The sequence below is a fragment of the Serratia sp. AS12 genome (genome assembly GCF_000214195.1).
GTDB lineage: Bacteria > Pseudomonadota > Gammaproteobacteria > Enterobacterales > Enterobacteriaceae > Serratia > Serratia plymuthica.
Genome location: NC_015566.1, coordinates 3,661,427 through 3,683,377 on the forward strand (window position 1 = coordinate 3,661,427; position 21,951 = coordinate 3,683,377).

At 50.6% G+C, this 21,951-nt stretch carries 28 protein-coding genes and 2 tRNA genes; 20 read left to right on the forward strand and 10 right to left on the reverse strand.

The genetic code is table 11. The annotated features are described in order from the left end of the window. Positions 1-91 precede the first annotated feature (91 nt). The gene (locus SERAS12_RS17135) at positions 92-565 is read right to left on the reverse strand and encodes a YmfL family putative regulatory protein (protein WP_013813836.1); all 474 of its coding nucleotides are present in this window, start codon (positions 563-565) and stop codon (positions 92-94) included. 25 nt (positions 566-590) lie between these two features. Continuing rightward, on the reverse strand, positions 591-851 hold the full coding sequence (locus SERAS12_RS17140) for a hypothetical protein (protein ID WP_041416245.1): 261 nt from the start codon (positions 849-851) through the stop codon (positions 591-593). An 88-nt stretch (positions 852-939) separates the two neighbouring features. Here SERAS12_RS17140 and SERAS12_RS17145 point away from each other — a divergent pair, with 88 nt between their 5' ends. The 14 genes from SERAS12_RS17145 to SERAS12_RS17210 all read left to right on the forward strand — a co-directional run bounded on the left by SERAS12_RS17145 (position 940) and on the right by SERAS12_RS17210 (position 8,803). Further along, positions 940-1,554, forward strand: a complete 615-nt coding sequence (locus tag SERAS12_RS17145; protein WP_239440944.1) for a helix-turn-helix domain-containing protein — start codon at positions 940-942, stop codon at positions 1,552-1,554. A gap of 320 nt (positions 1,555-1,874) precedes the next feature. Further along, entirely contained in the window at positions 1,875-2,300 is a 426-nt protein-coding gene (locus SERAS12_RS17150) for a tellurite resistance TerB family protein (RefSeq protein ID WP_013813838.1), read from the forward strand. Further along, on the forward strand, positions 2,297-2,452 hold the full coding sequence (locus SERAS12_RS26285; RefSeq protein ID WP_041416246.1) for a DUF3927 family protein: 156 nt from the start codon (positions 2,297-2,299) through the stop codon (positions 2,450-2,452). The genes SERAS12_RS17150 and SERAS12_RS26285 overlap by 4 nt, the downstream gene beginning before the upstream one ends. Before the next feature lie 365 nt (positions 2,453-2,817). Beyond that, positions 2,818-3,189, forward strand: coding sequence for a hypothetical protein (locus tag SERAS12_RS17160; protein ID WP_013813839.1), 372 nt, complete (start codon positions 2,818-2,820; stop codon positions 3,187-3,189). 54 nt (positions 3,190-3,243) lie between these two features. Next, a complete protein-coding gene (locus SERAS12_RS17165; protein WP_013813840.1) occupies positions 3,244-4,065 on the forward strand; it encodes a YfdQ family protein in 822 nt (273 codons plus the stop codon). Between the two features lie 84 nt (positions 4,066-4,149). Next, a complete protein-coding gene (locus tag SERAS12_RS17170; RefSeq protein WP_013813841.1) occupies positions 4,150-4,683 on the forward strand; it encodes a hypothetical protein in 534 nt (177 codons plus the stop codon). Next, the gene (locus tag SERAS12_RS17175) at positions 4,683-4,865 is read left to right on the forward strand and encodes a DUF1482 family protein (RefSeq protein WP_013813842.1); all 183 of its coding nucleotides are present in this window, start codon (positions 4,683-4,685) and stop codon (positions 4,863-4,865) included. Before SERAS12_RS17170 ends, SERAS12_RS17175 begins: the two co-directional genes overlap by 1 nt. Beyond that, positions 4,862-5,161 (forward strand): hypothetical protein, encoded by a 300-nt coding sequence (locus tag SERAS12_RS17180; protein WP_013813843.1) that lies wholly within the window; start codon positions 4,862-4,864, stop codon positions 5,159-5,161. Before SERAS12_RS17175 ends, SERAS12_RS17180 begins: the two co-directional genes overlap by 4 nt. Next, positions 5,158-5,352 (forward strand): hypothetical protein, encoded by a 195-nt coding sequence (locus SERAS12_RS17185; RefSeq protein WP_013813844.1) that lies wholly within the window; start codon positions 5,158-5,160, stop codon positions 5,350-5,352. Before SERAS12_RS17180 ends, SERAS12_RS17185 begins: the two co-directional genes overlap by 4 nt. Continuing rightward, positions 5,339-5,905, forward strand: a complete 567-nt coding sequence (locus SERAS12_RS17190) for a helix-turn-helix domain-containing protein (RefSeq protein WP_013813845.1) — start codon at positions 5,339-5,341, stop codon at positions 5,903-5,905. Before SERAS12_RS17185 ends, SERAS12_RS17190 begins: the two co-directional genes overlap by 14 nt. After that, positions 5,902-6,783, forward strand: a complete 882-nt coding sequence (locus SERAS12_RS17195; RefSeq protein WP_013813846.1) for a DUF551 domain-containing protein — start codon at positions 5,902-5,904, stop codon at positions 6,781-6,783. Before SERAS12_RS17190 ends, SERAS12_RS17195 begins: the two co-directional genes overlap by 4 nt. Continuing rightward, positions 6,780-7,358, forward strand: coding sequence for a 3'-5' exonuclease (locus SERAS12_RS17200; protein WP_013813847.1), 579 nt, complete (start codon positions 6,780-6,782; stop codon positions 7,356-7,358). The genes SERAS12_RS17195 and SERAS12_RS17200 overlap by 4 nt, the downstream gene beginning before the upstream one ends. 48 nt (positions 7,359-7,406) lie before the next feature. After that, positions 7,407-7,625, forward strand: a complete 219-nt coding sequence (locus SERAS12_RS17205; protein WP_013813848.1) for a hypothetical protein — start codon at positions 7,407-7,409, stop codon at positions 7,623-7,625. After that, positions 7,625-8,803: a phage integrase Arm DNA-binding domain-containing protein gene (locus SERAS12_RS17210; RefSeq protein ID WP_013813849.1), complete on the forward strand. Its 1,179-nt coding sequence runs from the start codon at positions 7,625-7,627 to the stop codon at positions 8,801-8,803. Before SERAS12_RS17205 ends, SERAS12_RS17210 begins: the two co-directional genes overlap by 1 nt. 32 nt (positions 8,804-8,835) lie before the next feature. On the opposite strand, the gene SERAS12_RS17215 is transcribed toward SERAS12_RS17210, so the two are convergent. Then, on the reverse strand, positions 8,836-9,045 hold the full coding sequence (locus SERAS12_RS17215) for a hypothetical protein (RefSeq protein ID WP_013813850.1): 210 nt from the start codon (positions 9,043-9,045) through the stop codon (positions 8,836-8,838). A gap of 442 nt (positions 9,046-9,487) precedes the next feature. Here SERAS12_RS17215 and SERAS12_RS17220 point away from each other — a divergent pair, with 442 nt between their 5' ends. After that, on the forward strand, positions 9,488-10,645 hold the full coding sequence (locus SERAS12_RS17220) for an acyltransferase (RefSeq protein ID WP_013813851.1): 1,158 nt from the start codon (positions 9,488-9,490) through the stop codon (positions 10,643-10,645). A gap of 158 nt (positions 10,646-10,803) precedes the next feature. On the opposite strand, the gene SERAS12_RS17225 is transcribed toward SERAS12_RS17220, so the two are convergent. From SERAS12_RS17225 to SERAS12_RS17240, 4 genes are all read right to left on the reverse strand, one after another. Then, positions 10,804-10,879: transfer RNA gene (locus tag SERAS12_RS17225), tRNA-Thr, on the reverse strand. A 6-nt stretch (positions 10,880-10,885) separates the two neighbouring features. Then, positions 10,886-10,973, reverse strand: a tRNA-Ser gene (locus SERAS12_RS17230). Positions 10,974-11,130: 157 nt separating this feature from the next. After that, positions 11,131-11,460, reverse strand: a complete 330-nt coding sequence (gene osmE / locus SERAS12_RS17235; protein WP_006317915.1) for an osmotically-inducible lipoprotein OsmE — start codon at positions 11,458-11,460, stop codon at positions 11,131-11,133. Positions 11,461-11,518: 58 nt separating this feature from the next. Further along, positions 11,519-12,940: a PepSY domain-containing protein gene (locus SERAS12_RS17240; protein WP_013813852.1), complete on the reverse strand. Its 1,422-nt coding sequence runs from the start codon at positions 12,938-12,940 to the stop codon at positions 11,519-11,521. Positions 12,941-13,108: 168 nt separating this feature from the next. Between SERAS12_RS17240 and SERAS12_RS17245 the strand changes: the two genes are divergently transcribed. Next, a complete protein-coding gene (locus SERAS12_RS17245) occupies positions 13,109-13,549 on the forward strand; it encodes a DUF2946 domain-containing protein (protein ID WP_239440945.1) in 441 nt (146 codons plus the stop codon). Positions 13,550-13,697: 148 nt separating this feature from the next. Here SERAS12_RS17245 and SERAS12_RS17250 read toward each other — a convergent pair whose 3' ends face one another. Continuing rightward, on the reverse strand, positions 13,698-14,165 hold the full coding sequence (locus tag SERAS12_RS17250) for a nuclear transport factor 2 family protein (RefSeq protein ID WP_013813854.1): 468 nt from the start codon (positions 14,163-14,165) through the stop codon (positions 13,698-13,700). Between the two features lie 113 nt (positions 14,166-14,278). Between SERAS12_RS17250 and SERAS12_RS17255 the strand changes: the two genes are divergently transcribed. Further along, the gene (locus SERAS12_RS17255; RefSeq protein ID WP_013813855.1) at positions 14,279-14,857 is read left to right on the forward strand and encodes a TetR/AcrR family transcriptional regulator; all 579 of its coding nucleotides are present in this window, start codon (positions 14,279-14,281) and stop codon (positions 14,855-14,857) included. On the opposite strand, the gene SERAS12_RS17260 is transcribed toward SERAS12_RS17255, so the two are convergent. Together SERAS12_RS17260 and SERAS12_RS17265 are read right to left on the reverse strand one after the other, a co-directional pair. Then, a complete protein-coding gene (locus SERAS12_RS17260) occupies positions 14,851-15,267 on the reverse strand; it encodes a VOC family protein (RefSeq protein ID WP_013813856.1) in 417 nt (138 codons plus the stop codon). The two genes, SERAS12_RS17255 and SERAS12_RS17260, sit on opposite strands and share 7 nt — an antisense overlap. Before the next feature lie 157 nt (positions 15,268-15,424). Beyond that, on the reverse strand, positions 15,425-16,543 hold the full coding sequence (locus tag SERAS12_RS17265; protein WP_013813857.1) for a porin OmpC: 1,119 nt from the start codon (positions 16,541-16,543) through the stop codon (positions 15,425-15,427). 841 nt (positions 16,544-17,384) lie between these two features. On the opposite strand from SERAS12_RS17265, the gene SERAS12_RS17270 reads away from it, so the two are divergent. The 3 genes from SERAS12_RS17270 to rcsB are packed head-to-tail and all read left to right on the forward strand — an operon-like array spanning position 17,385 to position 21,906. Continuing rightward, positions 17,385-18,539, forward strand: a complete 1,155-nt coding sequence (locus SERAS12_RS17270) for an MFS transporter (protein WP_013813858.1) — start codon at positions 17,385-17,387, stop codon at positions 18,537-18,539. 21 nt (positions 18,540-18,560) lie between these two features. Beyond that, the gene (gene rcsD / locus SERAS12_RS17275) at positions 18,561-21,263 is read left to right on the forward strand and encodes a phosphotransferase RcsD (RefSeq protein ID WP_013813859.1); all 2,703 of its coding nucleotides are present in this window, start codon (positions 18,561-18,563) and stop codon (positions 21,261-21,263) included. Continuing rightward, complete coding sequence (rcsB, locus tag SERAS12_RS17280; protein ID WP_004947156.1) at positions 21,256-21,906, forward strand: response regulator transcription factor RcsB; 651 nt, start codon at positions 21,256-21,258, stop codon at positions 21,904-21,906. Before rcsD ends, rcsB begins: the two co-directional genes overlap by 8 nt. The last annotated feature ends 45 nt before the right edge of the window (positions 21,907-21,951 follow it).

Sequence of the window (21,951 nt, forward strand, 5' to 3'; positions counted from 1 at the left end):
ATTGAATTTCTGGTTAAATTGCTCATGCGATTATTTCTCCACACACTGATTTACTCGCACCCCGACGCCCAGCGGCTGCAACCTCTGGGCGTCAACCTTTCTGACATTTGGCTTTTTTGCCAAACAGCGCCAGCACAGCCCTAACCTCTGCATCACGCGCCTGCAGGTGCTTTGTGTGATAGCGCATAATCTGGGCAGCTTCTTTCTCATCAATGACTCCATCAGCAAGTGACGTCTGAATAATCTGATCAACATGGCCACGGTGCGCGGCGGTGCGGATGCTTTTGCTGAACAACTCCACCTGGTCCAGTTCTTCCAGAGCTGGGATCTCCACCACCAGCAAACCGCGGCGCCGCGCGAAATATTCGGTCAGCAGGTTGGTGCCGGAAATATCCTCCATTGCTTCCAACTCCCCGATCTCGAAGAAACGGCAGCCGTTCTTCTCGTACAGGTTGTTGTTAAAAGCCGTCTCAGACATACCAAGTGCGCCGGCCATCGCCGATCGGCCACCAGCTACCGCCTTACACATGCCCTTCACTACATCTTTCAAATTTGGCTCTACCATGTTGTTTTTCCTTTGGTAGTTACGTTCATTGAACAGCTGGGATAATCTTTGCCCGAGCTTTAAACTTGTTCGGAAAATGGCTAACTTTGTAAATATCAGGCCTCAATTTATGTGGGTGGATTCCTGTCTTTTCAGCCCATTTCATAGCCTTCGCCACAGGAACCTGGCGCTTTCCATTAACCACATCACCTAAAGCCTTCTCGTAGGCGGTGGCTTCTCCCAACAGCAAACAAAGCTCTTTGAGAGTTAGTTTTTTCTCTTGCTTGAATTTCAATAAAGGGGTCATTTTATTTTCTCATGGTCGCAAATCTCGGAGTTAGTATCCGCATAAATTCTTCAATAGTCAACAGAACGAGATTCCGCGATGTGCGACCATGTTAGAAAGTAACCAGATAGGTAATTTATTTATGCATTGGTACGAACGAGCCAGAGATTTGGCCGCTCAACAAAAGGTATCTCACGAAGCCATTGCTGAAAGAATTGGCAGAGGGAGGTCAACTGTTAGTGGTTGGTTGAGCGGTGATAGAGAACCGAAACTCGATGAGATCAGTATGCTTGCTAAGGCACTGGGAGTTTCTTCGCGGTGGTTACTTTTTGGGGAGCCTGAAGATTTTAGACCTACTGAGCAAATCACTCCTAGGGATGAGGTACTTGTACCCCTATGGAACAAAGACGGTCAGACAGATGGAATGGTAACCGCTCCAGCAGACGTTGGGCTAAACAATCGCGCGTATATTATTGAAAAAGATAGTGGATGTGATGTGGCACCATCTGGAACAAGAGTTATTGTTAACGCCAAATTATCCCCAGTATCAAAAGACTTCGTTGTTGCAAAAGTCCAGGATGAGATCTCTGTCTTTAAATACTTAGAGGTTGCTGGAAAGAAATTTCTAGGTGTAGATGATCAACGTGTTCCTTTAATAGAGATAGGTGCAGGCGTTGAAATGATCGGCGTCGTAGTCTTCCTAAGTAGAAAAATTCGCAACTGACATTTGACCTGCGGGGATCGTTCTTCGCGGGTAACCTTTTCGTACAGCCCTCCTCCAACTCGCTTGAGTTCGAACATCGCCATGAATTCCCCCCGTAAACCAACGACTTGTTTTTAAGTTATTGATTAAAAACATTCAAAACAACACATACTGTATATTTATACACTTGATTATTGAGGTTTACAAATTTTTTGCCAAATTCTCTTGCTCCGCAAATCGCGACAGTCTATAGTTTCCTCATATCGCGACCTCTTCAATTCAGAGAGTCGAAACTCTAATACTCAGTAAGCAGTTTCTTAACCAGTCAAAGAGGAATTCACATGTTCGGTATTTTCAAGAAGAAAGCCCGCAAAGCGGTTGTTGAAGTCAAGAAAATGGAAAACCGCGATGCCGTTGAGGCAACCGTATGGGGCGCCTACTCGATCGCCTATGCCGATGGCACCTGTGACGCGAAAGAAATTTCGGTGTTGGAGAAAACCATCAGCGCCCTGCCGGCTTTCGCCCCGTTCGCCGGTGAGATTGCCCAGATGAGCAGCAATATCCGTGCTCGTTATGAAGCGTCACCGCGCAGTGCAAACGCTCAGGCGCTGCGTGAATTGGAAGATGTGGCTGGTACCCCTGATGCCGTCGACGTTCTGTGTCTGTGCCTGGATGTCGCCGATAACGATGGCATCGGTGATGAAGAAGAAAAGCAGCTGAAGAAAATTGCCCAAGCCCTGCAGCTGTCTCTGGATCAGTACCTGTGATTACCAAATTGCGGTGGGTTGGCATCGGCCTGCTGTTGTTTCTGGTCGTTGCAGTCGACTTCACCAGCCGTCTGATGTCGATGGTTGCTGATGGGGTGCTGGTTGCAGGGATCATGGCCATAGCCTGGCCGATGTTGAAAACCAAAAAGTAATACCGCGCCCTGCGGGGCGCACAACGGCATGCTCACTCGCCCTTTCCCTCAGTTCTGGGAGCGGTGGAGGATCCTAACTCATGAGTGAGCATACCGTTGTGGATCTGGCTGGCGGACTTCGGGGCGTTGTCCGTCGACCACCACAACCATGTTAGTGCTGTGTGTAGTCTTTGGCGGCCACGCCGAGCTTCTACCCCTCGGAGGTGAAGATAATGTTCGTAGGCTGGCCGCCCTTTTTTACACATCAGGTAGCGCACTGGACAGATCAATTTTTCTATTTGCACAGTATAAAAACCCTGTACCGGTGCGCTACCAGGTGTGTGGAGAAAACCGCGGCGTTCGCCGCTTCGTGTGAGGAGTATTCAATGAGTGAAGACCGCAAGACCAACGTACCGGACTTTCTGGGCGAACTGGATGCCGGTGTGTTTATGAATAAAATCTCAGCAGCTTTAAACGCTACGGCGCTGGGTGTTCTTAATAATGGCGGTAAGGGAAAACTCGTTATTACCCTTGACCTTGACCGCTTAAGCAATTCAGTCGAAGAGAAACGTGTCGGTATTAAGCATCAGCTTAAATTTGTTACCCCTACTCCGCGCGGGAAAGTTTCAGAAGAAGACACCACCGAAACACCAATGTACGTTGGCAAAGGTGGCAAGTTAACAATCCTGCAAGAAGACCAAGGCCAGTTATTTACTGTTGACGGAAAGACCGACGGTAAATTGCGCGTCGCCCAGTAATACCCCGACACTTTCATTAACACAGTCATTTTATTAATAGATAGGATTATATTTATGTCTCAATTAGACGGCTCTGCCATCGAACAAATTAAAAACCTCACTCTTTCGGCATCGTTACTCAAGAATGTGGAACTGACCGATTGTCCTGTAGCTGTATTGCCGAATGATGTTGATCTCCACAGCCTGGAGGGTTTCAACGTAAACCGCTACCGCTTCCGTGGAAACATGGCCACTACCAGCATTGAAGACTTCGTTAAATACTCTTCGGAATACGCTGGTGCAGGCGTACGCTGCTTCATCGATGCCGATCGCATGCAGGCCGAAACCATCTTTAATCTGGGCACATTGGATAACCCAGGCCATGCCGACAACAAAGCGGCCATTACCCTGAAGAAAACAGCGCCATTCACTGGCCTGCTGGAGATCAACGGCCGCAAACAGGGCCAGAAAGAACTGGCTGAATGGCTGGAAGATAACCGTGATTTCCTGCTGGCCTTTGATGCTGACGGCACTGTGCTGGATATCAAGCAGGCTGTTGGCGCCGTTCGCCGCATCACCATTGAGTCAATCTCAACCTCCGATCATGAAGAGAACGATTTCAGTGGCAAACGCTCGCTGATGGAAAGCGTTGAAGCCAAGAGCAAAGACGTTATGCCGGCGGCCTTCGAATTCAAATGCGTACCTTATGAAGGCCTGGGCGAACGCCCCTTCAAATTGCGCTACAGCATTATCACCAGCGACAAGCCGATCTTGGTGCTGCGAATTGTTCAGCTGGAAACAGCGGAGGAAGAAATTGCCGCTGAATTCCGTGACCTGCTGATCAATAAATTCGATGGCGTTGAAGTCGAATCCTTCATTGGTAAATTTAAAGCTTAATTAACCCCCTGTAATGCAGCCTCAAATACCCCAGCAATGGGGTATTTGGTGAAGTGTTGCCTAAAACTGTGTGGAGAAATATTTATGTCGTGGATTAAAACATTCACTGGAAAGCGTTTTGATTATAAAAACCCTACCAAAGAAAGTATTTGCATTGAGGATACAGCGCAAGCCTTATCCCATGAATGCCGATTTGCTGGGCACTTGCCTGAATTTTATAGCGTCGCCCAACATTGCGTTTTAGTGAGTCAAATCGTACCGGAAGAATATGCATTAGAGGCATTATTACATGATGCTCATGAGGCCTATTGCAAAGATATTCCGTCACCACTGAAAGCACTTATCCCAGATTATCGCGGCATCGAAAATAGTATCGATTTTGTGATCCGCCAAAAATTCGATCTGCCTGCAACCATTAGCCCTATCGTCAAACTCGCTGACCTCATTTTGTTGGCCACAGAACGCCGGGATCTGGAACTGGACGACGGCACCCCATGGCCAATGCTCGACGGGATCCAGCCATCGGAAGATATCTTGGTATCCCCCGTTAACCCAATTCAGGCCCGCACAATGTTCATGCTGCGATTCCACCAGCTTACCGGCGAGAGGACTGCGTGATGTTCGGCCTGTTCCTGCTCGTCTGTTACACGTACCAGCCGTGCGAATTCGTGCCGCAAGGCTGGGTGTATCCAGATCAAAGCAACTGCCTGGCGGATATCCACCAGCAGCAGTTACCACCGCAGTATGAATGCCTGCCGGTTGATGGAGTTATTCCGGCACGGCACCAGGGGGACAAATGAGTAAAGCGACCTATCTTGACGCTTTGGAAAAAGCACATCGCATCGAACAAGCGTCGCGCCAACTCAAGGCGTGGGCACCTTACAAAAACCGGGGAAAAGATCGCTGGATTGAAGTGTGCAATGCGCACAACCGCAAGGCACAGCGCAAAGCTCGTCGTTCAGTTGGCAAATCCAACAAGGTTGGCATCCGTCGAACCGCTAAAGGTATGTGCGGCTTTCTCAATGAGCTGAATATGCTTTCACAGATCTGCCGCAAAAACCGTGAGTGGCTGGCTAAGTCCCGGGAGGCCAAATGAAAGAGCTCAACTTTGACCCAACCGATCCGGACAAGATGAGGCTTCCTGCAGGTAATACGTGCGGAGACTGTGCGCACATTCGCCGATGCAAGGCAATTTTCGGTCACGTTGAAACTGACACATATTGCGACTGGTCGCCATCGCGCGCGGTGTTCATAGGCAAGGTGGAGGTGCGTGATGCCAGCAAATGAACGGAATCTATATCCCAACATAAAGCGAGTAGTTTGGAGCGATTGGGCCGAAGGGAAGGTTCGGCAGCAGCGCTGGCACCCGATGCGCACGGCGATGCTGTACCGGTTAGGCCCACAGATAGGGGCGAAGAAGTTTGCAACGATGTTCGGACTAAATCCAGCGACCGTAAGCAAGAAAGCGGCAAAGTTGGGAATCCAATTGCCCAGAACGTGGAGATCCTATGAACCTCAAGAGCTGGCATTTATTCGGCGTAACGCACAGCTCCTGACCTATAAACAAATGGCTCAGCACCTGGGTCGCACGGAATCGTCGGTAGCATCCATTGCGCATGCCAAAGGCATCGGGGCAGGTACACCGCAGGGAGAGCACCACCCGAGCTGCAAAGCTACGGATCACGAAGTCGAATTGGCGCGACATCTGTACGATGAAGGGATCACACAGCGGGAGATTGCCAAGAAGATGGAAGTTAACCAGAGCACGGTGACCCGCTGGTTAAACTTCACTTTCCGAACAAACATAAAACTTGAAGATTATGGGAGAGCGAAGGCATGAAACTAACAACTGAAAGACTGCGTGAAATCGCAGAGCGCAGATCACCAAGCCTGCGATGGGGTGAGGCTGAAAAAATCGCTGCCGAGTTGTTGGCTACCCGGGAGGCGCAGCCGGTGGTATGGGGATCGCCGAAAACTGTCGGTCAGTTGATCGGGCAACTTCAGACGCTCGACCCTGCCATGGAAACCACCGCGTTGCTGCGCATGCCCGCTGATATTCTGGATGGTAACGCAGTGAGAAAGGTTCCAATCAGCATTTCGTTCGAAAAGCTTAATGGACAATGGCTTGCCCCGTACAAGGGAGAGGGTCGTAAAGTCCTGGCATTTTGGGCGAAGACAGACCATCGAGAAGAAACGGAAAGAGGTGAATTGTTCACCGCTCAGCCAGCGCCAGCAGTGACCAGCGATCTGTTGGAAGTAATGACTGAGGTTATCCGTATTTCCGATCGCGACCATGAGGCATGGAGCCGCGCAAAAGAAGCCATTGTAACCTGCCGCGCCGCAATGCTGAGCCATGTTGGTGACGCCACCGATAATGTAGAGCCGGTAATGATTTGTGATATGTGTGGGCATGACGCAGATCATCAAGGTAATCGCACATACAAATGCGACAACGGTCATGTTTTTCACATGCGCCGTGAACCTGTAAGCCAGGATTACAAGTTGAACTCTCCGGAAATCCCGGATAGTTGGATAGCGTGCACCGAACAAACGCCTGATGCCGACGGCGCTTATTGGTGCTGGTTTGGCAAAGAAGAGCCCAGCGTTATTCAGCAACGTGTTTGCATCTGGATAAATCGAAACCGTGAATGGTGCGACAGTGCGGTAACCCACTGGATGCCATTACCAGCAGCGCCAATACAAGGTGAAAAACAATGAACAACCTGATGATTGACCTGGAAACCATGGGCAACAAGCCCAACGCGCCAATCGTGGCGATCGGTGCTGTGTTCTTCGACCCCACTACCGGTGAACTGGGCCCGCAGTTCTATACCGCGGTGAATCTAGTCAGTGAGCTGGCCGCCGGCGCCGTTCCCGATGGCGATACCATTAACTGGTGGTTGATGCAAAGCAGCGAGGCCCGGGCGGCGATCACCAATGACCAGGCGAAACCGATAGCTGAAACCCTCAATGCCCTTTCCAGTTTTGTTGCTCTCAGCAGCCAGCAGCCGAAGTACCTGAAAGTCTGGGGCAACGGTGCCGCCTTCGATAATGTCATCCTGCGTGGGGCATATGAGCGTTGCGGCGTGGCGCCATGCTGGAACTGGTACAACGATTTGGACGTGCGCACTATGGTGAGCCTCGGCCGGCAGATTGGCTTTGACCCGAAACGTGATCTGCCATTCGACGGCGAACGTCATAATGCGTTGGCTGATGCCATTCACCAGGCGCGGTATGTGTCGGCAATCCACCAGCGATTACTGGCCCCCCACCAGCAACCGACCGAGCTGTAATTCTTACCGGCCCGTTGCAGCGGGCCTCTATCGTGTGGAGACAAAACCATGGCGAATGAAGACAAATTGATGCGCGCCAGCAAGTGGCTAAAGCGTGAATTTGAAGAGGGTTCAATCCCTGATAAACGTACCGTTAAACGTTGGATTGAGCACGGACAACTTCGAGGAAGGGTAATAGACGGTATGTCATGGGTTTATTCATCAGAGCGTTGGGGAGTTCAATCCGAAGTTTCCCACGCCGTTAATCAACTGATCAGGGAGTCGTAATGGCTGCCCGCCCGCGCCGACGGGAAAATCGGCATCTTCCGGATTTACTCTATTTTGATAAGGCGACGGGCGTTTATCGCTTCACTCTTGTAACCGGGAAGCGCAAATCACTCGGTAGTGATCGGGCTATGGCGATTGCTATCGCACGTGAATATAACAACAGGATGCGCCCTGAAACGTCAGTATCTATCGACTCGCTGATCCGGGAATCTGGCGGAATTCAAGGTGAGGCGTTGCCTTTCGCTGAACACGTCGACCGCATTATGGCGCGCGCGATAGAAGATGAGCAACCGTCCGAGAGCACCCGGGATGACTGGAATAACGATGCGACCCGTGTGAAAGAGTTTTTCGACAAGATCCCAGCATGCGATATCGAGCTGGAACACGTCAACGCGTATATAAAGGAATACCACGCTGACTCATCTGCAAACGTGCAAAACCGTAAAGTAAGTTTTCTGAAGAAGCTGTTCAGCTATGCGGTCGATGAATCGCTGATGCTGGATAACCCTGCCACCCGGAAGAAAATGCGCAGGGTTGAAGAGAAGAAAAGACAGCGTTTGTCATTCGACAATTTTATGGCCATTCGCAGAGCAGCAGCCCCATGGTTAAGAACAGCCATGGATTTAGCATTACAGACAACCCATGCCCGGCTTGAGGTTTCACGGATCCGGTATTCTATCCGGGAGCCTAAAAACGGCGTTTGCGGTTGCGTATGGTTGGACCAACCGTTAAATGGCATTCACGGCACCCTCTATATCCACCGCCAGAAAGTGCAGAAAAAAGAGGCCTCGCATGTAGCGATTCCGATCGGGGATGAGTTGAAGCGAATTATTGACGACAGTCGAGACAATGTGGCCAGCCCATACATAGTACACCGCATCCCAGAACGTAACGTAAAACGCAGCAAAGAAGTCGCGCACCCTACCCAGGTAGCGCCTGACTATCTTAGCCGTTCATTTTCAAAGCTGCGGGATCAGCTTGGGTTATCCGATCATTTAGAAATGGAAGAGCGCCCAACGTTCCACGAGATCCGGGCATTAGCCGCACACTTGTTCGACAACCAAGGGATAGATCCGCAGGGGCGTATGGCTCACAGCGATGCAAAATCCACCAAGATTTATACCCAGAATCACATTGACTGGGTCGTCGTACCGCATGGAGAAATCTCTGTAGGATAGTCAAATTGGGGGGGAATCCCCCCAATTCTTGTTCAATCATAAAAAGGTGGAAGTGAACCAGCAAGAGACTCGATTGTATCCCTGGCTTTCATCCCTACCATTCCCTTACGATTTACAAACAAAGTTGCATTCTCTGAGTTATCTTCATAACCATTTTCCTGCAAAAAGCGATTGTATTCATCAACAAGCTGTTGTCGCTCAACAGACTCCCAGTGCAACTGGTTAGGGCTTTTCCTTGGCATGTAGCCATCCTCATTTAGCGTTAACGTTTTGGAATTATAACGGAAAAAAAATGATGGCAATACCGTGTCTAAGTTATTGATGTATATAGGCCGATTTTGGCGAGAAATGCACTGTTTGTATGAACAGTCAAAACAGAGGAGAGTCAGGCGTGGCGGGGCTTTCAGCTGTTTAGTGTCGGTGTCATGGGGTGTCGGGGGTCGGAGGTTCAAATCCTCTCATGCCGACCAAATATCCCTAGAAAAACCAATCCTTTGCGGTTGGTTTTTTTATGCCTGCGATTTGTATGTAACGCGCCCCAGGCAAACCCATCGACATAACTATAGTCAGTACCAAATTCAGACATTGCCCCTGTAAACTATCTAAATATGCCATGCTATACTGACAAAAATTCACCTGAATATGGGGAGTTGTTAATGAAATATTGTTCAGAGGGGCTTGCCAATGCAACCTGTTAAGAAATGGTCGCAGGAGCTGGAAGGGTTACGTGGTCTGGCGTCTTTATGGGTCGTTTTGGGCCATATTTGCATATTAACCAGTTTTCATTTACCTATCCTTTCAGACCCAGCAATCGGGGTTGATCTATTCATTTTACTCTCTGGCTACCTGATGGCTAAAAATTATGTGGAGCGTAAAGAGAAAGAACCCTGGACTGAAAGTGCGACCTTCAAGAAATTTTGGCTACGCCGTTTCTTCCGTATTGCCCCGCTTTACTACGTACTATTGATTGTAGCGATTGGATTTGGTCATTATTTCGGTGAGGCACGCGACATAATTGGTCACTTTTACAGCGAAACTCAAACTAACAGCTCACGCTATAGTGACTCTTCATTCTTAAATATTCTTACCCATTTAACGTTTACTTTCGGTTTCCTGCCCCATTTTTCCTTTAATACCGTGTTGCCAGACTGGAGTATCGGCCTGGAAATGCAGTTTTATTTCCTGTTCCCCTTCATCATGTTAGCCGTAATGAAACTAGGCTTCGCCCGGGGCTGCTTCGCCGTCATCATCGTGTGTTTAGTCGCCAAGTATCTGTTACCAAACTATTTTTCCGCATTCCCAATGCCTTCAATGATTCTGATAAAACTTAACCTGTTCATAGCAGGCATGTTTATTGCGGAAGCCATACGTGGAAAGAGTATGTGGTATGTTATTTTCGCTATGGTTTCAGTTCTCGTTGGCATCTATATACCAAACGACTTTAACGTGTACCATTTGTTTGCCCAAATTGGCTTGATTTTAATGATGGTTACTATCCTATGGCCACGAAATGAAGACAGCACTTGGGCAAAGGCGCTGCGTCTTCCTCGCTGGATACTGACGAACAAAGCCAGCGTATATATGGGGGATGTATCTTACTCTGTATATCTATTGCATCTGCTAATCGTAATCCCCGTCGTTGCTTTCCTTCTGTCAAACACCCAGTTTGCAGCGCTGCCTGCGCTGATAAGATTTATTTCGGCATCAGCCATCATTCTGCCTGTAACTTACGGAATAGCGACCCTGCTATATAAATTTATTGAAAAACCAGGGATTAAGCTAGGCAAAGCGATTATCAGCCGTGGCGAAGCAAAAAGTCCCGCTCCTGCTATAACGGACTGACCGTAAACCTTTAATCGATGCAACCAGCACACCCGGCGCTTCTTCCTGCCGGGTTTTTTATTGTATCCTGCCAAACAGCTCGTCATCCTAAGACATAATTCCGTTGACATTAGTAGCCATAGCAAAAAGCCCCAGCATTTCTGCTGGGGCTTCTTTTATGGTGCCGGCTACCGGAATCGAACTGGTGACCTACTGATTACAAGTCAGTTGCTCTACCAACTGAGCTAAGCCGGCTTAATTTGGCGGAAGGACAGAGATTCGAACTCTGGGAGCTGTTACACTCGACGGTTTTCAAGACCGTTGCCTTAAACCACTCGGCCATCCTTCCAATGGGCGCAGATATTAGCGATACCGTTATGAAATGTCTACTGTTTCATGAAAAAAAATGCAGCAAAAAGCGCATTTGCTTAAACTTCATGCGACTGGCGGTTAAAAAATGAAAAACCCCGCCAAAGCGAGGTTTTATTGTTCAGCGCAGATGAGGCTTATTTAGGCTGAGAGTCGTAGTCCGAACAGGTCTGATACCCCTTGTTCATCACATGACCGGTGTCGCTGTAACTGACAAAATAGGTTTGCACTTTACCGTCGCGCGGCGCCACCGCATAAGTGTCGCAAGTCCCCTGCGCATTAACCAGTGTTGCAGAGGTAGACGGTGGGCCGGCAATTGCCCGCACCTGCTGTTTAGTCATCCCTACTTTTACATCGCTTACCACAGGTTCCTTCACGTAACTGGCGGCCCTGTCATAAGCGGTACAGCCGGCAAGAATGGAAAATGTCGCGGCGGTGCAAACGGCTAAAACCAGCTTATTAGTCATGGCTTGTCCTCTTAATGTACGTTTATTGTACTCTAAGTGTAGAAGAGGAAAGGCTTTTCTACAAACTTCGCTTTGTCGATAGGTGCGGTTCACGTCGCCACGCCATCAGAAACCGCAGTAGATCGCACAGTAAAAAGGCCAACAGGCTAACGCCCATCACCGGCAGGCAAACGCCCAGTAGCAACGTGAGACTGACGATCAGCAACAGCGGCCCTTTGGGTGTTTTGCGCAGCAACATAAAGGGTGAGTGCCGCGGTTTACGCACTGACCGTGTGGGCCGGCCGCGCCACCACATCAAATACCCCATCGCCACCATTGCCACCAACCCGGCAGCGAAAGCCACCAACACCAGCTCATTTGCCAAACCGAACAAGATACCCATATGCAGATCGATACCCCAGCGCGTCAATTTGGCTGCCAGCGGGTACTGTTCGAACCTGACCCGATCAACGATTGCCATCGTCGCGGGGTCGATTGCCACGGCATCAACCTGCGTCGGCCAACTGCGATCTATCTCCATCACCGCCCAAGCCTGGCCCGCCGCTGCCGGCTGCCTGATTTCAACCCTGGTGGCATCAATGCCTGCTGCACGTGCGACAGCCAGCGCTCTGTCATACATGGCACGGTCCTGAGGCGGCTCAGCCATTGTCATGTGCATTCTGTGGCCATGGTGTTCGGCATGCTCATCAGCAGGCAGTGCGCTCTGCCCACCCACTGCCGTAGACAACGAGGGGGTCGCCCAGCCCAGTTGCTGTCGCAACACACTGATATTCTCTCCGGCCCACTGCGACCAGGTCAGCCCGGTGGCGGAAAAGAACAACAGGCCGATGAGCAACAGCACGCCGCTTTTCTCATGCAACCAACGTAAACCTTTACGCCCCTGCCTCGTCTGCTTACGCTTGCGAGCGCCCCAGAGGATCAATCCCCCGAGCGCCGCAATCCACAGCCAGGAAGCTGCCAGCTCGCTATAATTGCGACCAAAATCCCCCAACAGCAAACTGCGATGAAATTGATCCAACCAAGTGCGCAGCGGCAATATGCCGCTGGTGCCATAAACCATCATTGCGCCATGCGTTTGCGCGGTCACCGGATCGACAAACACCGCCAACCGTTCCGAGGCCTTTAATCCCGCAACGTTAAACAACACACGAGTATTCTCGCCTTCGCCAGGTGACGGTCTTACCGCCGAAAGTGAAGCCTGCCGCGGTGCGACCGCCTGAGCGGCGGTTATCTGTCGTTCTAACGGCAGTGTCGGCCCGGTGCTGTCGTTAAATAGCTGTTGGGCATACAGGCGGGATTCAACTTGCGGCGTCAATGCGTAAAATATTCCACTCACTGCGGAAATAAGTAAAAAGGGCCCCACAAACAGACCAATATAGAAATGAATCCGCATCATCAACGGAATAAACCAACTGCGGGTGGTTACCTGCTGATTAATATTCTGCGCAGCCGCAGGCGACGCAGAAGTGCGTTCAGACATGATAGGTTATCCGTGGTTAAATAGAATAATGGCAAAATTTACCCGAATTACTTTCATTTAACAAACAGATTTCTTCTCTGTTTAGCTTAATTCTCATTAATGTTACAATGCGAGCACAATTACCGTCATCATCACTCATTTACCCTCTGGCTCTGGAAGACCGTCCTGGTGAAACTGTCCACTCAACATATGCGCTCTCTGGCCCGGCTGGGCTTATTCGCTATGTTGATGGTTTTCATCGCGCCGTCCATCTCCTCTCATCTCTCAAAAAATAATATCAATAACAAAGAGATGACTATGGATATGCCGACGAGCGGGGAACATGCCGAGCATATGGTGATGATGAGTCATCAGCCAGAGGAAAGCCCGCCCGCGGGCCACGACATGGCGGATATGGCCTCCGGCGCCTGTTTTGACCTCTGCGGCTATTGCAGCCTGTTACATCACAATCCGCCGCTGATGGCCCAGATACCTGCGGCACCGCCTCTGCCGCCTCAATACGCACCCCGTCTTATTCACGCTATTTACCTCGTTATTACTCTGGCCACCTTTCCATTTTATCGAACACGCGCTCCACCGTTATTTCCACATTCAGTACAATCACTTTAATTTATATGCCTTATTTATTTAGGTAGGCTTTATTACGTCTAAAATAAAGCCGCATAAAACATAATTAACTTTTATTTTCCAGATTGAAATGCCTTCACTTATCTCTGCGCGCCAGGCAGAACTGCGGCCCTATTATCAGTAAACGCAATCAGAAGCCAAAGTCACTCAGGGCCGGAATATCATCCGGTCGGCGGCCAAGCGGCCAATGGAATTGACGTTCCTGCTCACGGATCGGCATATCGTTGATACAGGCATGCCGGTTAATCATCTGGCCGTCCGGATTAAACTCCCAGTTCTCGTTGCCAAAGCTGCGGTACCAGTTGCCGGAATCATCGCGCCATTCATAAGTAAACCGCACTGCGATACGCGCACCATCGAACGCCCACAGTTCCTTAATCAACCGGTACTCCAACTCTTTAGCCCACTTGCGCTGCAAGAACTTGCAGACCGCCTCCCGGCCATCAACGAACTCAGCCCGATTGCGCCAATGGGTATCTACAGAATAAACCTGCGATACGCGCTCAGGATCGCGGCTGTTCCAGGCATCCTCTGCCAAACGGACTTTCTCGATGGCGGATTCACGGGTAAATGGCGGTAACGGGGGTTTAATGCTCATTATTCACCTCTGGGCTTGGGGTTAAGTAGACAGAATTGTCTACTTAATTAAACTAGCGTATGTAGACAGAGTTGTCTACAATCAATCCGGTAAATAATTTATGAGGTGCTCTGATGTCTGTTACAACCAGCATTCTGCCTGCGCGCCAGCGCATCCTGCTGACGGCGCACGATCTGTTTTACCGTGAAGGTGTACGCGCGACCGGTATCGATCGCATCATCAGCGAATCTGGCGTAACAAAAGTGACGTTTTATCGGCACTTCCCCAGCAAGAACGATCTGATCGCAGCGTTTTTAGCCTATCGCCATGAGCAGTGGCTGGCCTGGTTTAACCAATCTCTGGAACGGCATGTGGCAAAGCAAGGCAATGTGCTGTCTGCTTTAACGTCCTGCCTTGCGGAATGGTTCAACGACCCGCACTATCGCGGTTGCGCTTTTATCAATACGGCGGTGGAATTAGCGGATATGCTGCCGGAAAGTCTGAACATCGCACGGCAGCACAAAGAGCAGATGGCTGACGCAATTGCACGCCACCTGCCTGCCGGCCCGCAGCAGGAACAGCAAGCGGCAATGCTGGCGATGCTGATAGACGGGGCGATCGTCAAAGTACAAATTGAGCAGCAGCCACAACAAGCATTGCTGCTGATGAGTGGAATGCTTGAGGCGTTGGCACTAGCCTGGCTCGATCAATAATTGGCCCAGATCCCCGGCGTCACCAGCTCCAGCAGGTGACCGTCGGGATCGCGGAAATAAATACTCTCCCCGCCGTGTTCCCAGGTCATCCGCCCTTCTATCTCTATACCATGAGCCGTCAGATGCTGCTCCCAATGCGGTAACTGCTCTTTCGCCACCGCCAGCCCGATATGTAATGGCCCATTGCCGTCATGCGGAGGAATATACCCCTCGGGATAACGTGCGCCTTTAAGCGAGTCGCCTTCAATAAACAGCAGCAATACGCTTTGTTCGCCCACGTTGTAGGCACGAAAACGCTCGTTGGCCAGCATCGCCGGCAGCTTTAACACCTGTTGGTAAAAAGTGTCGGCGCGTTCGATATCGCGCACATACAGGACCGTTTCAATAACCCGATCTATGCTGAGCTCCATACTAACCTCCTGAGGTGTCTATCTATATAGGTCGAGTTTAGTGACACAAGGGGGTGTTGAAATAGCAATCCGTGCCGGGTAAATATCCATTTGTGCCTAATCGCAGGCAAAAAAAACGCGACCCGAAGGCCGCGTGGTCACTTTCACACTCTGTTGCTTAGAACTGGTAAACCAGACCCAAGGCAACCACGTTGTCGGTGTTGATACCGGCGGCTTTGGTGAAATTGTTGTCATCCAGAAGGTTGATTTTGTAGTCAACGTAGGTGGACATGTTTTTGTTGAAGTAGTAAGTCGCACCCACGTCAACATACTTCATCAAATCCTGATCGCCGTAACCTCGGTCGATGTCCTTGCCTCGCGACTGGAGGTAAGCCACGGACGGACGCAGACCAAAGTCAAACTGGTACTGTGCAACAACTTCGACGTTTTGCGCTTTGTTGGCATAGCCATAAACAGTGCTGCCACTGCTGCCGAAACGGGTAGCGTTGTAAGACTGGGTGTACATCGCCGCCAGGTAAACGTTGTTGGCGTCATATTTCAGACCGCCGCTGTAAGCTTCAGCTTTATCGCCACGGCCGAGAATGTTGCTGTAGTTGCCGTTCATACCATTTTGGTCGTTCGTACGATCGGAAGAGAAGTAAGCGGCTGCAGCGCTGATGCCATAGCCCAGATCGTAGGACGCAGACATGCCATAACCGTCACCGTTCTGTGCCAGCACGTCGCGGCCGTTATTGGATTCGGTCGCGCTGTCATTTTTACCCTGGTATTGCAGGGCAAAGTTCAAGCCATCGACCAGGCCGAAGAAGCCGGTATTACGGTAGGTCAGCACGCCATTGGTGCGCTGGAACATGAAGTTATCCGCACCGTAGGTGTCACCGCCGAACTCCGGCAGAACGTCGGTCCATGCGCCGATGTCATACAGTACGCCGTAGTTACGGCCGTAATCCAGCGAGCCGTAGTCGCCAAATTTCAGACCGGCGAAACCGACACGGGTAAAGTTATTGTTATCTTCGCTTTCCGCACGATTGAGGTTCGCCTGATATTCCCACTCGCCATAGCCGGTCAGTTGATCGCTGATTTGGGTTTCGCCGCGCAGACCAAAACGCATATAAGACTGGTCGCCGTCGGAATTTTTGTTGTCGGAGAAATAGTGAAGACCATCGATTTTACCGAACAAATCCAGTTTATTTCCGTCTTTGTTGTAAATTTCCGCCGCGCCTGCAGTACCTGCAACCAGCAGGGCGGGTACTATCAGAGAGAGTACTCGAAGTTTCATCGTTATTATCCTCATTAATTATGTCGAGCTATGGCCACTGCCCTTCTGAGCATTATTAGCACGACTGTGCATTACCATTCTGGTAACAGGGATTATATTAATCCAGAAAGAAAATGATACCAAGTACCCAATAGTGTTTCATTATAATTAACAAATGATTCAAGATGTAAATCTGCGCGAACTTACACAAAACATTACAGACAAAACAAATACAGCACATAATGATAAAAAATACATTAATTAAATTAAAATCATGTGGTTATACAAAAATATAAGAAAAAAAAGATAGCCATACAAAAGTCATCGACAATAAGCACATTGTGCCAAAAGCAGTTCAACCAACTGGCGCTATAATTGCGCCGCTATCATCATTATTTTCATTATTACCTTCATTATCTATACGATAATTTTTGTCCATTTCGACCGGCTTCTGGCCGGTTTTTTATTTCTTCACACACCGATGAGAATCCCCCTTCAATCGCATTTTTTGCCAATAAATAATAACCCATCGATATCATTACCCTAATTAACTGCAGCACAAATCGCTAACATTTCTATTTGACTACAGTTTAATCGCATTATTTAAAAAGTATTCGATTGCTTAAATGGCGTTTTTTTCAGCACGACATACGCTCAGCCCATCAGGCTGCCAGACAGAAAAAAATGCCCTGCAACAAGCAGACGGTCGATGATATTTCAACCCGATGAAACGCTATAGCTGCCCTCCCCCTGGCCGATGCCCCCGACGGCAGCGCGAATCCTTTCGACCCGGATCGCGGATTGTGATAAAAACAGTCCATTACTTTCAACCTGCACTTCCATAACAGATTCTGATGCCCACATGACTTCTACCCTGTGCAATGAACAGCAAAAACCCGGTGTCCCGGCACAAATTGCCACGCGGCTGGCCTTTTTTGTCGCGGGTTTCGGCATGGCCGCCTGGGCGCCGCTAGTGCCCTTTGCCAAAGCACGTATCGGTATTGATGATGGGTCGCTGGGTTTGCTGCTGCTGTGCATCGGCGCCGGTTCCATGCTGGCCATGCCGCTGACCGGATATCTGACCGGTAGGTTGGGTTGCCGACCGGTGATCCTGCTCGCCGGCCTGGCATTGTGCATTGATTTACCCTTGCTGACGCTGATGGATAGCACCGGCGGCATGGCGCTGGCCTTGTTGCTGTTTGGCGCAGCTATCGGCATGATCGACGTAGCGATGAATGTGCAAGCCGTGGTGGTCGAGCGCGCCAGCGGCAAGGCGATGATGTCCGGCTTTCATGGTTTCTTCAGCGTCGGCGGCATAGCCGGTGCCGGCGGTGTCAGCGTGGTGCTGTGGCTCGGGCTGTCGCCTTTGTTGGCAACGCTGATTATCGTACTGACCATTGCCGCCCTTCTGGCACTCGCCAGTCGCAATCTACTGCGCGAGAGCGGTGGCGAAGAAGGTGGGCCGCTGTTCGTGATGCCGCGCGGCTGGGTGATGTTTATCGGTATCCTGTGCTTTATCATGTTCCTGGCGGAAGGTTCAATGCTCGACTGGAGCGCCCTGTTCCTCACGACCCTGCGCGGCGTCGCGAGCAGCCAGGCCGGTTTAGGCTACGCGCTGTTTTCCATCACCATGACCATCGGCAGGCTGAATGGCGATCGCATGGTGAATTCCCTGGGCAGGTATAAGGTGCTGTTGCTCGGCAGCCTCTGCGCGGCCATTGGCCTGAGCCTGGCGATCGTCTTCAACAACGCGATGATTTCTCTGGTTGGCTTTATGCTGGTTGGATTGGGCGCTTCCAACGTGGTGCCGATCCTGTTCAGCGCGGCGGGCAACCAACATGATATGCCGGCAAACCTGGCCATCGCCTCAGTGACCACCGTAGGCTATGCAGGCATTCTTGCCGGGCCGGCGCTGATCGGCTTCATCGCCCAGTTCTTCAACCTGACGGTGGCTTTTGCCTGCGTCGCCGTATTACTCCTGGCGGTCACCGCCAGCGCCAGAGCCGTAACCCGTTGATTCAGGAATGTGCAGTCAACTATGCAAAACAAACAACTGACGATTAGCTCAAGCACTATTACCCGCAGCTTCCTGTTATTTACCGTCCTGCTGACGATGGCCATCGGCCTGTATGGCTACAACTATACCAACGCCTGGCTGGCGGAAAAAAAGTACGCGCTGAACAGCATCGCCAACGGCCTGCAAAAGCGCGTAGACAACTATCGCTATATCACCTACCAGATCTACGATAAGTTCGGCACGGCCTCTTCTTTAAGTACCGATCCCAGCTTGCAGGAAACCCGGCTACGCCCGGACGTCTATTATGTAGAGAAACCGCACAAAAAAACCGATGCGGTGATTTTTGGCAGCCACGACGACAGCACGCTGGCCATGATCGCCAGAATTTCGGATTACCTGGATACCCGTTGGGGCGCCACATCTGAAAACTATGCCATGTATTATCTTAATGGCCAGGATAACAGCCTGAGCCTGATCACCACTCAACCGCTGAAAGAGCTGGCCTCACGCTTCAGAGAAAGCTACCTGACGTCGTCGGCGGAGGATCGTCGGGCAGAAATGCTGCAACAGGCCAACATGCTCGACGAACGGGAAAGTTTCTCCAGCTTGCGCAAGCAGCGCTTCCAAAACGCCTACTCATTTTCAATCCGCACCACCTTTAATCAGCCGGGGCACCTGGCTACGGTCATTGCTTTCGATCTGCCGATTAACGACATCATTCCGATTAATATGGCGCGTTCCAACTTTATGCTGCAGCCCGATGATACCGATTTGGATGACAGTACTCTTCCGGTGGAAACGACCACCAACGCCAGCGTAGCGTTCAGCGCCAGTTGGGTGGAGTTCAGCGCTCCGCTGCCGAATGCGCCGCTGAAAGTGGTTTACCGCGTCTCGGCCCTGAACCTGGCGATTGATCTGCTGCGTAACAACCTGTGGTTGGTCGCCATCAATCTGCTGCTGCTGGTACTGTCGATGATCGGCATTTACTCTATTCGTCGTCAGTACATCCGGCCGGGCGAAAGCATGGCGGTTGAACTCGAGGCCGAACGCGCGCTGAATCAGGAAATCATTGCCAGCCTGCCTTCCGGCCTGCTGGTGTACAGCTTCGCCAGCAATACGGTGATCGCCAGCAATAAAATTGCCCAACATCTGCTGCCCCACCTCAGCCTGCAAAAAATCGCCCATATGGCCGAACAACATCACGGCGTCATTCAGGCAACGGTCAACAATGAGGTGTACGAAATTCGCATCTTCCGCAGTCAGCTATCACCGGAAACCTACCTGTTCCTGCTCAACGATCAGGACAAGGAAGTGATGGTGAATAAAAGGCTACAGCAGGCCCGACGCGAATATGATAAAAACGTGCAGGCGCGTAAACTGATGCTGCATAACCTGGGTATCGAACTGAACCAACCGGTGCGCCAAATGCACGATCTGGCCGATCGCCTGCGCACCCAGCCGGATGAGGAACAGCAACAGACGCTGCTGAACCAATTGGTCGAGGAATCGGCATCGGTGTTGGGGTTGATCGAGAACATCACCTTGCTTACCCGCCTGGAAACCCAAGACTGGCAGCCTTCACGCCAGCCTTTCAACCCTGCCGCTCTGATAGATGAGCTGCTGCTGGAAGCCTTGCCGGCCATCAATCAAAAAGGTCTGTCGTTGTTCAACCATGTCAATCTTGACGTCGAACAGCACTATATCGGTGACGCCAACGCGCTGCGCAAAGTGATCTCACTGCTGGTCCATTACGCCATCATCACTACCGCTTGCGGCAAGATTTCGCTGGTGATCGACCATGAGCCGGAACACCAGGATCGTCTGGTATTCCATATCAATGACACAGGTTCGGGCATTTCCAACGAAGAAATCAGCAACCTGAACTATCCGTTCCTCAGCCAAACGTTGGTGGATCGCTTTAATCATGGATCTGGCCTCACCTTCTTCCTGTGCAACCAGCTGTGCAAAAAGCTCAACGGGCAGTTGGACATCCGCAGCAAGGTAGACATCGGTACTCGCTATACCATCCGCGTGCCGATGGAAATGGAGAAAAAGGATACCGAAGCGCAGGAGAAACTGCTCGACGGCGTGACTGCGCTGCTGGACATCACGTCTGAAGAGGTCCGCGGCATCGTCACCACCTTGCTGCACGCTTATGGCGCGAGCTGTATCATTGCCGACGACCGCCAGGTTAATCGCGACTACGACGTGCTGCTGACCGATAATCCGCAAAGGGCCGACGACTATACCCTGCTACTGGCCAGCGATGAGGCCGGGTGGCAACAGCTTGAAAAGCGTTATATTCGGGTAAATTATAACCTGAGTGGGGCAATGATAGACGCCGTACTGATGCTGATCGAACAGCAAATGGCCGCGCTGGAACAGGAAGAAATCGCGCTATCGCTGACTGCAGATGACATCCAACTCTATGAAAAACAATTGAAATCAAGTGATTACTATGGACTATTCGTTGATACAGTACCCGATGATGTCAAAAAACTGTATACTGAGGCGGGCAGCAGTGATTTCAATGCTCTGTCACAGACAGCACACCGCCTGAAAGGCGTGTTTGCCATGTTAAATCTGCTTCCCGGCAAGCAACTGTGTGAATCGTTAGAACAGCACATCGCAGACGGTGATGCGCTCAAGATCGAGAATAACATCAGTCAGATTGATTTTTTCGTCAGTAGACTGCTGCAGCAAGGTAGCCAACAACATGAATAACCTGAACGTAATTATTGCTGATGACCATCCTATCGTACTGTTTGGCATCCGGAAGTCACTTGAGCAAATTGAATGGGTGAATGTCGTTGGGGAGTTTGAAGACTCGACAGCGCTGATCAACAATCTGTCCAAACTGGACGCTAACGTACTGATCACCGACCTTTCGATGCCGGGTGATAAATATGGCGACGGCATCACGCTGATCAAATACATCAAACGCCATTATCCGCAATTGTCGATCATCGTTCTGACCATGAACAACAACCCGGCAATTTTAAGCGCCGTGTTGGATCTGGATATCGAAGGCATCGTGTTGAAACAGGGTGCGCCAACCGACCTGCCAAAAGCGCTGGCCGCGTTGCAAAAAGGCAAAAAATTCACGCCGGAAAGCGTCTCCAAACTGCTGGAGAGAATCAGCGCCAGCGGCTACGGTGATAAACGTCTGTCACCGAAAGAGAGCGAAGTCTTGCGCCTGTTCGCCGAAGGTTTCCTGGTGACCGAGATCGCCAAGAAGCTCAACCGCAGCATCAAAACCATCAGCAGCCAGAAGAAATCGGCCATGATGAAGCTGGGTGTCGAGAACGATATCGCGCTGCTCAACTACCTCTCTTCCGTCAGCATGGCGCCGCTGGATAAAGAGTAAAACCTTCGCGGTTAACCGAGGGCGCGGTATTGTATGCCGCGCCCT